At 71.0% G+C, this 13,119-nt stretch carries 11 protein-coding genes and 1 pseudogene; 5 read left to right on the top strand and 7 right to left on the bottom strand.

What is annotated here, in order from left to right; all coding sequences use genetic code 11:
- Positions 1–233 precede the first annotated feature (233 nt).
- The 3 genes from ACIQMX_RS16365 to ACIQMX_RS16355 all read right to left on the bottom strand — a co-directional run bounded on the left by ACIQMX_RS16365 (position 234) and on the right by ACIQMX_RS16355 (position 3,959).
- Positions 234–1,520 (bottom strand): ricin-type beta-trefoil lectin domain protein, encoded by a 1,287-nt coding sequence (locus ACIQMX_RS16365; protein WP_363074076.1) that lies wholly within the window; start codon positions 1,518–1,520, stop codon positions 234–236.
- 126 nt (positions 1,521–1,646) lie between these two features.
- Positions 1,647–2,822 carry a Gfo/Idh/MocA family oxidoreductase gene (locus ACIQMX_RS16360; protein WP_326657283.1) on the bottom strand — a complete coding sequence of 392 codons (1,176 nt, stop codon included), beginning with the start codon at positions 2,820–2,822 and terminating at the stop codon, positions 1,647–1,649.
- 336 nt (positions 2,823–3,158) lie between these two features.
- A complete protein-coding gene (locus ACIQMX_RS16355; RefSeq protein ID WP_402478524.1) occupies positions 3,159–3,959 on the bottom strand; it encodes a DeoR/GlpR family DNA-binding transcription regulator in 801 nt (266 codons plus the stop codon).
- 211 nt (positions 3,960–4,170) lie between these two features.
- Between ACIQMX_RS16355 and ACIQMX_RS16350 the strand changes: the two genes are divergently transcribed.
- The gene (locus ACIQMX_RS16350) at positions 4,171–5,055 is read left to right on the top strand and encodes an SIS domain-containing protein (RefSeq protein ID WP_402478521.1); all 885 of its coding nucleotides are present in this window, start codon (positions 4,171–4,173) and stop codon (positions 5,053–5,055) included.
- A gap of 255 nt (positions 5,056–5,310) precedes the next feature.
- On the opposite strand, the gene ACIQMX_RS16345 is transcribed toward ACIQMX_RS16350, so the two are convergent.
- Both ACIQMX_RS16345 and ACIQMX_RS16340 read right to left on the bottom strand, forming a co-directional pair.
- The gene (locus ACIQMX_RS16345; RefSeq protein ID WP_402478518.1) at positions 5,311–5,901 is read right to left on the bottom strand and encodes a hypothetical protein; all 591 of its coding nucleotides are present in this window, start codon (positions 5,899–5,901) and stop codon (positions 5,311–5,313) included.
- 130 nt (positions 5,902–6,031) lie between these two features.
- Positions 6,032–8,752, bottom strand: a complete 2,721-nt coding sequence (locus tag ACIQMX_RS16340) for a cellulose binding domain-containing protein (RefSeq protein WP_402478516.1) — start codon at positions 8,750–8,752, stop codon at positions 6,032–6,034.
- A 339-nt stretch (positions 8,753–9,091) separates the two neighbouring features.
- On the opposite strand from ACIQMX_RS16340, the gene ACIQMX_RS16335 reads away from it, so the two are divergent.
- The 3 genes from ACIQMX_RS16335 to ACIQMX_RS16325 all read left to right on the top strand — a co-directional run bounded on the left by ACIQMX_RS16335 (position 9,092) and on the right by ACIQMX_RS16325 (position 11,661).
- A complete protein-coding gene (locus tag ACIQMX_RS16335) occupies positions 9,092–9,757 on the top strand; it encodes a DedA family protein (RefSeq protein WP_402479393.1) in 666 nt (221 codons plus the stop codon).
- A gap of 108 nt (positions 9,758–9,865) precedes the next feature.
- Positions 9,866–11,026 (top strand): sensor histidine kinase, encoded by a 1,161-nt coding sequence (locus ACIQMX_RS16330; RefSeq protein WP_402478513.1) that lies wholly within the window; start codon positions 9,866–9,868, stop codon positions 11,024–11,026.
- Complete coding sequence (locus tag ACIQMX_RS16325) at positions 11,017–11,661, top strand: response regulator (protein ID WP_402478510.1); 645 nt, start codon at positions 11,017–11,019, stop codon at positions 11,659–11,661. The genes ACIQMX_RS16330 and ACIQMX_RS16325 overlap by 10 nt, the downstream gene beginning before the upstream one ends.
- A gap of 10 nt (positions 11,662–11,671) precedes the next feature.
- Here the strand turns inward: ACIQMX_RS16325 and ACIQMX_RS16320 are convergent, their stop codons facing one another.
- Complete coding sequence (locus tag ACIQMX_RS16320; RefSeq protein ID WP_363074062.1) at positions 11,672–12,076, bottom strand: zinc ribbon domain-containing protein; 405 nt, start codon at positions 12,074–12,076, stop codon at positions 11,672–11,674.
- A gap of 125 nt (positions 12,077–12,201) precedes the next feature.
- Positions 12,202–12,924, bottom strand: a complete 723-nt coding sequence (locus ACIQMX_RS16315; RefSeq protein WP_363074060.1) for a TetR family transcriptional regulator — start codon at positions 12,922–12,924, stop codon at positions 12,202–12,204.
- A 111-nt stretch (positions 12,925–13,035) separates the two neighbouring features.
- Between ACIQMX_RS16315 and ACIQMX_RS16310 the strand changes: the two are divergent.
- A pseudogene (locus ACIQMX_RS16310) lies at positions 13,036–13,119 on the top strand (electron transfer flavoprotein subunit beta); the annotation flags it as partial.

The following is a 13,119-nucleotide window of genomic DNA, read 5'->3' as shown; positions in this document are numbered from 1 at the left end:
CAGGGAACGATCGGAAGATTTCCGAATGAATCCACCGGGCACACCCGCCCCCATGACCTGCACACATCGCCCCGTCGGCAAACCAGCGGAGGCCGATTACCCACCGAGCATGGCCGGAAACAGACCCTCGAACCCCTGGGCGATACCGCTGGAAGCGGACCGCCCAGGGGTGTGGCCCACGGCTGGGCGCGTGCCGGACCCCGCGAGCCCGGCACGATCCGAACGAGCGGGCCCTAGTAGGTCGCGGGCACGTTCCACTGCTGGTTGGCGCCGCCGTGGCAGTCCCACAGCACGAGCGCGGTCCCGTTCGTGGTCTCGCTCCCCGGGACGTCGAGGCAACGGCCGGAACCCTTGTTGACGAGCGCGTGCGTGGCGGCGTCGTACGTCCACTGCCGGGCCGGGTCGGCGACCGCACCGCCCGCGCCGGTGCCGGCACAGTCGCGTACGCGTACGGCGGCGCCGTTCCCGGTGCCGTCGGCGGCCAGGCAGTAGTCGGACGGCAGCCGCAGCGTGCCGTCGGCGGCCCTCACCCAGGCCTGGTTGGCGCCGCCCGAGCAGGTGTAGAGGTCGGCGACCACCCCGTCCGCGACCCCGCCGAAGGCGTCCAGGCACTTGCCGGCGGGTCCGGTCACCGCACCGCGCACCGAGTTGCCGACGCCGAGGTTCTGCACGGTGGATCCGGTGGCGCGGTCGATCCGGGTCATCGGGGCACAGGCGTTGTCGCTGACGGCCGTGGAGGCGACCGCGCCGGTGACCGTACCGCCGTTGCCCGTCGGCACTCCGAACCGGGCATCACTGAACGGCTGGTCGTAGCAGGTGGCGCGGGGGTTGTTCCACTCGAAGTACTCGGTCCAGTCGACCATCCCGGAGGGCGAGATGGCGGTGGCCGGGGTCTTGATGCTGCCGAGCTTGTACGCGGTGCCCGTGGTGGTGTCCGTGAAGGTGGCGCCGAACCAGCCGCCGCCCTCGGCCGCGACCGCGAAGGTGTAGCGGTGGCCGGCGGTCCAGTCGAGGTTCATCCGGCAGCTCATGCCTTCGCCCTCGCCGCCGAAGGCCTGGCACCAGCTCCCGGCGGAGCCCGCCTCGGCCTCGGAGACGTCCCAGACGGAGAAGAGGAACGTCCGCTTCGATCCTCCGTTGGACTGCATCCCGAAGTAGGCGCCGTTGCCCTGGTCGAAGCCGAACTGATGGCTCCAGAAGACGTTCGACCGGTAGCCGGGGTCATGCAGGACGGTGGTGGACCAGGTGACGTCGGTCAGGACCGGAGCACCGGGGAAGGAGTAGTTGGTGTAGGTACCGGGAGTGACTCCCGGTTCAGCGGCCCGGGAGGCCGTAACGGATTCCGTGGCCCGGGAGGCCGTAACGGATTCCGCGGCCCGGGCGGGGGCGGACGTGCCGGGCTCCGCGGCCCCGGCGGGGGCGGACGTGCCCAGCAGGGCCAGCGCGGCTGCCGCGGCAGTCGCGGTGACGGTTGCGGTGACGGTTGCGGTGATCGTGCCTAAGACATGGCGCAGGGTCATGCGATGCACCTGCTTCTGGTGGGGGGAACGGGGATCGTTGCCTTGCATGCACCGGCTCGGTGCATCCGGTGCGGTGAAACCCGCCGGACAGGGCCGGGGCCCTGTCCGGCCTTCCCGGTCAGATCCTCAGGAACGGACCTGCCCGCGTTCGAAGTACGCGACCAGTTCGGGGTCGAGAGCCGGTACGTCGTACGGCGCACCGCCCTCGCGCAGGGAACGGGTCGCGAGGACGCCGGCGGCGACGCTCATCCGGGCGGCGACCGGTGAGGTGTCGGTGACGCCCCCGTCGCGCACGAACCGGCAGAACTCCTCCATGATCCGGGTGTCGCCGCCGCCGTGCGAACCGCCGGCCTCCGGAACCCGGTAGGTGATGTCGGCGTCGGCGCGGTACCCGCTGGGTCCGGTGTTCCAGACCTTGACCTCGTCACCGGGGCCGTCGCCGAAGTTCTCCAGCCGCCCCTCGGTGCCGATGACGGTGTAGTTGCGCCAGTAGTCGGGGGTGAAGTGGCACTGCTGGTAGGCGGCCACGACGCCGTTGTCGAGCTGCATGTTCATCACCGACACGTCCTCGACGTCGACGATGTGGTGCAGGTCCTTGCGGGCCGTGGGCGGCCAGTCGAACTCGCGCAGCCAGTTGTCGGGGCGCGGGGTGTCCGGCTCGCGGCGCGGCAGGCCGCCGTAGACGAGCAGGTCGCCCAGCGCGTTGACGCGCCGGGTGTAGCCGCCGGCCAGCCAGTGCAGCACGTCGATGTCGTGCGCGGCCTTCTGGAGGAGTAGTCCGGTGGTCCGGGTCCGGTCGGCGTGCCAGTCCTTGAAGTAGTAGTCGCCGCCGTAGCCCACGAAATGACGCACCCAGACGGCCTTGGGCTCACCGATGTCGCCGCGGGCGATGATGTCGCGCATCAGCCGCACGACGCCCATGTGCCGCATGTTGTGGCCGACATAGAGCCGGGTCCCGGTCTCGTAGGCGGCACGCAGGACGTTGTCGCAGCTCTCGACGGTGATCCCGAGCGGCTTCTCCACGAAGACCGCCTTGCCGGCGCGGAGCGCGTCGATCGCGATGGCCTCGTGCGTGTCGTCCGGGGTGGCGATGACGACCGCGTCGAGGTCGTCCCGGTCGAGGAGCAGCTTGTAGTCCTCGACCGCGACATCGGTGCCGAAGGCCTCCGCCTCGCGCCGGCGCACCTCGGGGTCGAGGTCGCAGACGGCGGTGATCGCCGATCCCTGTCCGGGGTGGTGGGCGGACGTCGCGATGGAACGGCGCAGGCCGAGCCCGATGACGCCGAGTCGCAGGTCTGACACGGGAGTCCCTTCTCTACGTACGGTCGCGTGGGCGAAGGCGGCCGGAGACGGCACGGGAGGCCGAAGGCTCCTTCACGACGACAGCCATATAGTTCACGACCGCGCACCCTCATGGCAAGAGTTGCTCGTTTAGGGGTGCTAGCGAACATCTCTTGACATTCGCCGATTGCCGTCGACGGCGGGGACGGGGCCGCGGGAGCCCGGATCGACCCCCTCCGGCCCCCCGGAGCCGTACCACCACAGGCGGGAACGTGGGCCGGAGCCGTACGAACCGCAGGTGGGACGAGGACCCGATCCGTACGAACCGCAGGCGGGACGAGGGCCGGAGCCCGGCGGTCAGACCGCGATGACGGTGACGCCGGCCTCGGTGAAGCGCGCGGTGACCTCGGGTGCGATGCCCTTGTCCGTGACCAGGAAGTCGACCGCCCCCAGGTCGCAGACCCGGGCGAAGGCGCGCTTGCCGATCTTCGACGAGTCGGCCGCCACCACCACCCGCTGGGCCTGCTGGGCGAGGAGCCGGTTGATGCTGGCCTCGCCCTCGTGATGGACGTACGCACCGCGTTCGGTGTCGATCGCGTTGACGCCCAGCACGGCGACATCCAGCGTGATCTCGCCCAGCACCCCGCTGGCCAGCGGGCCCGTCAGCTCGTACGACTGGGGCCTGGCCACACCGCCGGTCACCACGATCTTGATCTGCGGCCGGATCACCAGCTCGTTCGCGATGTTGAGGGCGTTGGTGACCACCGTCAGGGTCGGCTGCCCGGACGCACCGCCCGCGCCCTCGCCCACGAGATCGGAGCGCACGGCGAGCGACCGCGCCACCTCCGTGATGGTGGTGCCTCCGGTCAGCCCCACCACCTCGCCGGCCGCGACCAGTTCGGCGACGGCCCGGCCGATGGCCTGCTTCTCCGGGGCGTTGCGCCCCGTCTTGTAGCGCAGCGCCAGTTCGTAACTGACGCCGTGCGCGACGGCGCCGCCCCGGGTCCGGGTGAGAAGGTGCTGTTCGGCCAGCTGGTCCAGGTCCCGGCGGATGGTCGCGGCCGAGACGTCCAGCGCGCCGGCGGCATCCTCGACGTCCACCCGGCCGTGCTTACCGACGAGTTCCAGCAGTGCGTTCCACCGGGCGTCCCTGGACAAGAAAACTCTCCTTTACGGGTCCGGCCTGCGGGCACCCATCCCCTTGGGCGCGGTCACCGGACACGCGCAAGCGTCGCACACGGCTCCGCCGAGTCAAGCCACGAAGTCATGCCACCGAGGCACACACCTGCACATTGAATGCTTGGTAATGCTCACTCATACCGAGTAACGTGCGTAAACAAGCATCCCACCGCCAGTTCGGAGTGCAAAAGTGTCATTTGTCGAGATCGAGACAGCCAGTCAGCCGGACTGCTGGCGCCGCGCCGCTGACCTCGCTCCGCGCCACGCCGACGTGCTGCCCGCCCCCGGCGAGCGCATCGCCGTCGTCGGCTGCGGCACCTCGTTCTACATGGCTCAGGCCTACGCCTCGCTCCGTGAGGAGTCCGGTCAGGGCGAGTCCGACGCCTTCGCCGCTTCGGAGTTCCCCGCCCGTCGGCGCTACGACCGCGTCGTCGCCCTCACCCGCTCGGGGACCACGACCGAGGTGCTCGAACTCCTCGACCGGCTGCGCGGGACCACCCCCACCGTGGCCATCACCGCCGACCCGGACACTCCGGTGATGACGTCCGCCGACGCCGTCGTGGTCCTCGACTTCGCGGACGAGCGGTCCGTCGTGCAGACCAGGTTCGCCACTACACTGCTGACGCTGCTCCGCGCCCACCTCGGCCTGCACACCGAGGCCGTGGTCCGCGACGCGGAGACCGCGCTGGCCGAGCCGCTGCCCGAAGGACTGCTGGACTGCTCGCAGTTCACCTTCCTCGGCCGGGGCTGGACCGCCGGGCTCGCCAACGAGGCCGCACTCAAGATGAAGGAGGCCTCGCTGTCCTGGACGGAGGCGTACGCCTCGATGGAGTACCGCCACGGCCCCATCAGCATCGCCACCACCGGCACCGCCACCTGGACGTTCGGCACCGCACCCGACGGTCTGCGCGAGCAGGTCCTCGCCACCGGCGCCCGCTGGGTGGAGAGCGGCCTCGACCCGCTGGCCGAACTGGTCCGCGTCCAGCGCCTGGCCATCGCCCGCGCCGCGGCCCGCGGCCTGGACCCGGACAGCCCGCGCCACCTGACGCGTTCGGTGGTCCTGGCCGGGGCCTGAGTCGCCTCAGCCGGCGGTGGAATCCGCTGGGCGCACCGTGCGTCGCTCCCGGCGGTCCGCCGGAGAACCGGCCGCCCGTCGCAGGGCGGCCGGTCGTGGCGGGGCACCACCCCCGAGCTGCCCGGCTCGGAAACCGGCGCCGGAGGCCTCAAGGTGCCCCGGCACAACCGTCCCGGGGCCGGACGGTCAGGTCAGCCCAATGGCCCGGGCCCGGACCGTCAGCACCGCACGGCCGTTCCCGGGCCCGCACCCGCCTCAGGACTCCTCGAAGTAGGCGTCCAGGACCGCGTCGAAGCCCTCCGTCCACTCCTTGAGGCTGCTCCTGGCGGCCGCCTCGACCTCGGCGTTGAACCAGCGCCGGGTCGACATGTGGACCGTGATGGTGAACCGGCGGCCGAACCGGGCCGGCTTCAGTTCGACGGCGCCGATCTCGTCCCAGCGGAAGTCGGCCTCCTGGTCGTCCAGCGTGAACCGGATACCCGTACGGTCCGCGGAGATCGAACCGCGCCGGTCGCTCACCTCGAACGACGGGCCGTCGTCGGCCTCTTCGCCGGCTCCCTCTTCGGACGAGGCGCCGCCGGCCTCGTCCACGTGCTCCTTCTCGTCCTCCTCGTCGTCCGCCGCCGTCCCGGCGACGCGCTCGGCGTCCGGTGCCGCGTCCTCCTCCGGTGCGGCCTCCACGACGGCGTCCTCGGGCGCGGAACCCTCGGGTGCGGGGTCCTCGGTCTGCTCCGGGTCCTCGTCCGCCTTCGCGGCGGTGCGAGGGGCCGTGAGACCGGGGATGTACGCCGGGTCTGTGCCTGCGGCGTACGCGGGCTGAGTCTTCGGATCTATGCGCTGCTCCACGGCGGGCAGTATGGCCGACGAACCTGTACGGGGCCAGTGAGGCCGTCGTACGCCCGGCCGGTGAGACGGCGCGGCAAGGGGCGGGCCCACCCGCCCGGCCCGCCCCTCCCCCCGTCCCCGCCCTCGTCCGTCAGCCGGTGGCGCAGGCCTCGTCGCCCAGGGCGAACGCGGCCGGCACGGCGTTGCCGCCCGTCAGCGTGCCCGTGAAGCCGAAGCCCACCGAGGCGCCCGGCGCCACCTTGCCGTTCCAGGAGATGCTGGCGGCCTTCACCTTCGCCCCGTCCTGGGTGGGCGTCGCGTTCCACATCTGGGTGACCTTCTGCCCGTTCGCGAACGTCCAGCCGAGCTGCCAGCCGTCCAGCGCCGCGGTGCCGGTGTTGGTGAGCGTCACATCGGCCTGGAAACCGCCGGACCACTGGTTGGTGACCTTGTACGTCACCGAACAGGCCGCGTCCCCGGGCGGGTTCCCGGGGTCGGTGCCGGGATCCGTGCCCGGGTCCGTGCCCGGGTCCGTGCCGCCGTCGCCGTCCGAGGAGTCGCCGTACATGATTCCGCGGCCGTTGGTGGAGACGTACACCCGCCCGTAGATCCTCGGGTCACCGGTGATCGAGGCACCGATCCAGCCCCACTGATGTGCGTCGTCGTTGATCCGGGTCCACGTCGTACCCGCGTCCGTGGAACGGAAGACGCCGCGCACACCGCCGATCTTCGCGGTCACGAAGAGCGTCTGGTACGAGGCTCCCGCGGCCGCCTTGCCGAAGCCGACCGAGTCCGCCTGGTCGATCCCGGACGACTTCGTGAACGTGGCGCCCGAGTCGGTGGAGTGCCACAGCCCGTAGGCGCCGGTCGCACTGCCGCCCGCGAGCCACACGTCGCCCTCGATGCCCGGCACGGCCTTGAAGCGGACATTGCCCTCGGCGGGCAGGCCGGTCGACGCCTTCGCGGTGAAGGTGGCGCCGCCGTCCGTCGAGACGTAGAAGGTGCCGGCCTTGTATCCGTAGAACTTCTTCGGGTTCTTCCGGTCGGACTCGACGGTCGCCCCGGCCGGGATGCCGGTGGACGCCGACCACGAACTCCCGTACCCGGTGGTGTGCTGCACACCCACACCCTCAGGGCTCCATACGAACCCGGAGGCGTCGGCCGCGGCCGCGACCGTGCCGCCGCCAGTGACTCCGGCGGGCTCGGAGCCCTGGAACCAGTTCGATCCGTTGTCCGTGGAGAAGCCGATGTGCGGGGCGGCGTCGGCGCTGCCGACCCGCACGACGGTGTTGGGGCTCGCCTCCGCGAAGTCGAGGCTGGTGGTCGAGGTGAGGTTGGGCGAGGTGAACATCATGCCGGGTACGGCGTCCAGGTCGGTGTGCCGGAAGCCTCCGATGTCGCCGAGCGCGCTGAGCAGCGGGGCACCGGACGGCGGGCTCGCCAGGTCGTTGACGGCCGTCTCCTCAAGGCCCTTCACCATCGGAGTGATCTTGAACTGACTGCCGGAGTCCCAGTTCTTGAGGTTCTCGGTGCCGTAGATCGTGGCGCCGGTTCCATACATCATCCGGTTCGAGTCGAACGGGTCGATCTCCAGCGCCTCCGTCATCCAGCCCAGCTTGGGCGTGGTCTCCGGCGGCGTCGGGTTGGCGCCCCAGGTCAGCCACGGCACGGAGGAGACGTCCTGGGTGAAGCGGTTGGTGCGGTTCGGGTAACTGCTGTAGTCCCAGGCCCGGGTCCAGGTCGCCCCGCTGTCGGTGGAGCGGAAGATCTGGGTGTCCGGCCACCAGGAGCTGTACGCGGTCGCCATCAGGGTGCCGGGCTGCTGCCGGTCCACGGACAGTCCGCTGAAGCCGTAGTAGGTGTCCGCCTCGGCGACCGGGCTGACGTCCTTCCACTCCCCCGTCGCGGTGGCGTAGCGCCAGATCCGGCCCTTGCCGCCGTCGTACGGCCCGCCGGTGTCGCTGAGCGTCAGGTACAGATAGCCGTTCGAGGAGTCGAGTACGCCCTTGTGGGCCAGGTATCCGGTCGGCTGCCCGGCGATCCGCGACCAGGTGGCACCGCCGTCGGTCGAGCGGTAGACGGTGTTGTCCTTGTCGGCGACACCCACGTAGATGTCCTGGGTCGCGCTGCCCGCGCTGCCGGTGCGCTCGTCGAAGGTCACCCAGACGATGCCCTGGTTGTCGTTGCCGTATCCGCTGGTGTCGGTCGGGTCCTGGGAGTAGTTGCCCGGGTTCGGGAAGGCCGTCACCTCGGACCAGGTCACGCCCGAATCGGTGGACCGCCACAGGCCGTTGCCGCTGGGCGCGCCCAGGTACAGCACGGAGTTCTTGTTCGGGTCGACCGCGAGGCGCTCTCCCATGCCGCGGCCCGGCATGTTCCCGCCGATCTTGAAGGGGAGCTCGGTCGCCTTCCAGCTGGCACCCCGGTCCGAGGAACGCAGCACAGCGCCGTTGTTCGGGTCCCAGCTGTTGGTGTACGTGCCCACGGCGGCGTACACGTTGTCCGGGTCGGCCGAGTCGGAGGCGAGACTCACCACGCCGGTCCAGCCCCAGTGGTCCCAGTCCACCCAGTCGAGCAGCGGGGTCCACTGCTTGCCCGCCTGGTCCCAGCGGTAGGCGCCACCGATGTCGGTGCGGGCGTAGGCGAGGTTCCTCTCCGACCGGTTGAAGACGATTCCGGGGACGAAACCACCGCCGTCGATGCGGACGTTCTTCCAGTCGTACGTGTCCGCGGCCAGGGACACATCGGATGCTTCGGCGACCGGTGCGCCATCGTTGGCTCGCGCCGATGCCGGGGCGCCGGTGGCGAAGAGCCCGGCGGTGAGAGTGAGTGCTGCCAGGAGGGCGGCAAGGGGTCTAGCGCTTGAGCGCACGGAAACGTCCTCTCCGAACGAGACCGCCGACAGCGGCGGTACGGGGCGGGTACAGGTGTGGGAGCGCTCCCATTCGCGTCCCGATGGTAGCGGCGCGGACCCGTCGCGAGAAGGGTGTTCACAGGGTTCATCGGATGACTCGGCCCCATCCTCTGACCAGGTGTCCGCGCATACGGGACGGCCACGGCCCGCACCCTGCGGGAAACCGCAGTACGGACGTACGGGCCGCCGCATCCCGCCGGACGGCAAGCCGCATACCGCCGCCGATGCGGGATTCCTAGCGTGACCAGGGAGGTCGCGGCGTGGTGCCGCGACCGCCGCCCCGATCTGGAGACCCGTATGCGTTCCGTGCTGCTCGCCCTTCCCCAGAAACCCTCCGACGGAGTCGCCGGCTGGGCTGCCGGCCTCGTCGACACCCTGGGCGGGCCCGGCGCCGGCCTCGCCATCGCGCTGGAGAACCTCTTTCCTCCGCTGCCGAGCGAGGTCATCCTCCCGCTGACGGGGTTCGCCGCGGGGCAGGGCGTGATCTCACTGGCATCGGCCCTCTTCTGGACCACCCTGGGTTCGGTGGCGGGGGCTGCCGCGCTCTACTGGATCGGGATGCTGTTCGGCCGCGCGCGCATGCACGCGCTGTGGGCGCGGCTTCCGCTGGTCAGAAGCTCCGACCTGGAGCGTACGGAGGCGTGGTTCGCCCGGCACGGCACGAAGGCCGTGCTGCTCGGCCGCATGGTGCCGGTCTTCCGGAGCCTGATCTCCGTGCCCGCCGGACTGGAACGGATGCCGATGCCGGTGTTCCTGGGGCTGACCGCCGCGGGGAGCCTGGCCTGGAACTCGGTTCTGGTGATGGCCGGTTACTGGCTCGGCGACCAGTGGGACGCGGTGGAGACCTACGTCGGCCTGCTCTCCAAGGCCGTCCTGGTGCTGGTCCTGGCGGCGCTCGCGCTGTACGTCGTCGTCCGCGTCCGGTCCGCGAACGGGCGGGCCCAGCACCGCCGTACACCCTGAGGTGCCACGATGCCCGTGAGCGGACCGGCCGGGATCCTCACGACCGGACGAGAGGTCCAGAGGGCCGCCCCGCAATGCCTGGCGGGACAGCCCTTAGGGTCGGTGGACATGACAGACGACCCGGCAGGCACCGACGGCGGATTCATCCGGCGGCCGTCCGCGGTCGCGGGCACCCTCCTGGGCTGCCTGACGGCACTGGCCGGACTCCTCTACTTCGCCGTGGCCGGAGCCCTGTTGGGCGGCTTTCTCCTGTGGCCGCACACCCGGACCCGGGCGCGCGCCCTTCTGGTCGCGGGTGCCCGGAGGCTGACGGCGGTGGAGCGGTGGCGCCGGTCCTTCTTCTTCCGTGACCGGTTCCCCGAACACCGCGCCTCCGACCAGCAGGTCCTGCGCTATCTGGCCTCCCGCACCTACGCCGGGCTCCTGTGCGCGGTGGTGACCGGGCTGCTGGCCTTCGGCCTCGTACTGGCCGGACTGCTCGCCGCCGGGGTCGCCAGGTCGACGCTGAGCTGGCAGGAGCTGCTCACCCAGGTGGTCCTCGGCTCCGTGCTGCTCTTCCTCGACGTCCAGGGGCTGTTCTCGCTCGCCGCGCTGGACGCCCGGCTCGCGCGCGAGTGCTTCGGGCCGGGCGAGCGGGAACTGCTGGAGCGACGCATCGGCGAACTCGCCGCGAGCCGCGCCGCGGTGGTACGGGCCGTGGACAGCGAGCGGCGGCGAGTCGAGCGCGATCTGCACGACGGCGTACAGCAGCGTCTCGTCGCGCTCGCGATGCTGCTCGGCCGGGCCCGCCGCGCCCGTGACGCCGGGCAGGCGGAGGCCCTGCTGGCACAGGCCCACAAGGAGTCGGGCGAGGTACTCGCCGAACTGCGCGAGGTGGCCTGGCGGGTCTATCCGACCGCGCTCGACAGCCTGGGGCTGCGGGAGGCGCTGGGCGGGGTGGCGGAGCGGTGCGCGCTGCCCGTACAGGTTGCGTACGACGTCTCCGGGCCGCTGCCGCAGTCCGTGGAGACGGCCGCGTACTTCGTCGTGTCGGAGTCCGTGACGAACGCCGTCAAGCACTCCGGCGCCCGGCAGGTCCTGGTGAGCGTCGCGCGGCGCGGCGAGGTCCTCACGGTGCTCGTCCGCGACGACGGGACCGGCGGCGCGGACCCGGAAGGCGGCGGGCTGGCCGGCCTGCGCGGCCGGGTCGCCGCGATCGACGGCATGCTGGACGTCCGGAGCCCCGCCGGGGGCCCCACGACCGTGACCGCGGAGCTGCCGTGCGTGTGATCCTCGCCGAGGACTCGACCCTGCTGAGGGAAGGACTGGTCCGCCTGCTCACCGAGGAGGGCCATGAGGTGCTCGCTTCGGTGGGTGACGCCGAAGCGCTGCTGGCGGAGGTCGCGGCCCATGCGCCGGACCTCGTCGTCACCGACATCCGGATGCCGCCCGGGCACAAGGACGAGGGGCTGCGCGCCGCGGTGGAGATCCGCAGCCGGTGGCCGGACATCGGCGTGCTCGTCCTGTCCCAGTACGTGGAGCGCGCCTACGCGGCCCAGTTGCTCGCCTCGAACGCCGAACGGGTCGGGTATCTCCTCAAGGACCGGGTGGCGCAGGTGGAGGAGTTCCTGGACTCGCTGGAGCGGATCCATGCGGGCGGGGCCGTCTTCGACCCGGAGGTCGTACGGCAGTTGGTCATCCGCAGTGTGCACGGCGACCCGCTGTCTCGGCTGACCCCGCGCGAGCGCACCGTCCTGGAGGCGCTGGCACAGGGCCACACCAACGCGGCGATCGCGCAGAAGCTGCACATCTCGCTGAGCGCGGTCGAGAAGAACCTGAACGCGGTCTTCGACAAGCTGGGGCTGGCGCAGACCACCGGCTACAACCGGCGGATCCTGGCCGTGCTGCGCTATCTGGAGGCGTGACGGCGCCGGCTCACGCGTACCAGTCGCCCATTCCGGGCGGGTCGCACAGTTCGAGGACCACTTCGCCCGCCTCGGAGGTCTTCCCGCCGACGGGCCGGACCCGGTCGCCGACACTGACCAGGTGCGGCGCCGCGCCCACGATGCGGCACCGGTACACGAAGCCTGCGGGGAAGCGGACCAGGGACTCGTTGCGCATGACCCGCGAGTAGCGGTTCACGACGCTGGACCGCACGACGACACCGTGCCCGTCGCTCTGCTCCGCCTCCAGGTCGCTCGACGCGCAGACGGGGCACAGGAGTTTGCGGAAGGACGCGGTGCCGCACCATCGGCACACCTGATAGACCAGACCCTCCGTGCTGCGCGGCTCCGCTGCGTCGCGAGCAGTGGGCTCCACGTCGATTCCGGTGATGAACACGTCTCGGCCTCCCGCGCTCGGTTGGGTGCGCCGCACCGCCGGCGACGGCACACCGGCACCGTATGGCACTTAGTTCCACGAAGTAAAGGTACTGAGTGCCGGAGGATAGTGAACCGTCGAGTGAACTACCTCTCAGTGGTGCCGCGTTCCTCGTCGAGAGCCGCCTCCACGCGCTGCACGACGCGCCACATCGGGGCGCCCTTCGGTGCGATCATCACGATCACCTCGTCCTCGGCGGCTGGCGACGGGGGCCGCTCGGCGGCGGATCCCCATACGGTGCGGACGAGTTCCAGCGCGCGGTCGACCTCGGCGCCGGCGTCGCCCCGGCCACCCGAACGCAGCCAGGACCGCAGCCCGTTGTTGTGCGCCGCGACCACCGACGCGGCGATCACCTCCGCACGCAGGGCGGCGTCGGGGGCGCCGGCCCAGCGTCGCTCCAGGTACCCGGCCATGGTCCGCTCGTAGCGGCGCACGACGGAGAGCTCATAGGTACGCAGACCGGGCACCTCACGCGTGAGGCCGTAGCGCTGCACGGAGAACTCCGGCTTCTCCGCGTACATCCGCAGGACCAGCCGGGCCGCATCGCACACCGCCTCCACCGGATCACCCTCCCCGGCCGCCTCCAGGAACGCGGTCATGTCCGCGAGGCACCGCTCGTGGTCGGGGAAGACCGCGTCCTCCTTCGAGGGGAAGTAGCGGAAGAACGACCGGCGCCCCACCCCCGCGCTGGCGACGATGTCGTCCACGGTGGTCCGCTCGAACCCGCGCTCCATGAAGAGCGCGAAGGCCGCCTCGGCGAGCACATCACGCATGGGGGGCTTCTTGGCCGGCCCGCGATCATCGGTCATGCCGGGAAACGTAGCACCGGAAACGCGCATCCGACACTGGGTACCTTTACGAAGGGTACTGGGTGCCATAGGATCGTCGCAGAGACACCACGAAGTACAGGGAGAGCCGGCGTGAGCTTGAGGATCGTTGTCTGTGTGAAGTACGTGCCCGACGCGACCGGTGACCGGCATTTCGCCGATGACCTGACGCTGGAT

The organism is Streptomyces sp. NPDC091416 (assembly GCF_044756845.1).
Lineage (GTDB): Bacteria > Actinomycetota > Actinomycetes > Streptomycetales > Streptomycetaceae > Streptomyces.
The sequence above is the reverse complement of the archived record's forward strand: the minus strand, read 5'-3'. Positions and strand labels throughout refer to the sequence as shown.

What these genes read in the sequence shown, in the direction of transcription:
- ACIQMX_RS16315 (WP_363074060.1), bottom strand. Translation starts at nt 12,924, where the DNA reads ATGACCGATGATCGCGGGCCGGCCAAGAAGCCCCCCATGCGTGATGTG.
- ACIQMX_RS16365 (WP_363074076.1), bottom strand. Translation starts at nt 1,520, where the DNA reads ATGACCCTGCGCCATGTCTTAGGCACGATCACCGCAACCGTCACCGCA.
- ACIQMX_RS16330 (WP_402478513.1), top strand. Translation starts at nt 9,866, where the DNA reads ATGACAGACGACCCGGCAGGCACCGACGGCGGATTCATCCGGCGGCCG.
- ACIQMX_RS16335 (WP_402479393.1), top strand. Translation starts at nt 9,092, where the DNA reads ATGCGTTCCGTGCTGCTCGCCCTTCCCCAGAAACCCTCCGACGGAGTC.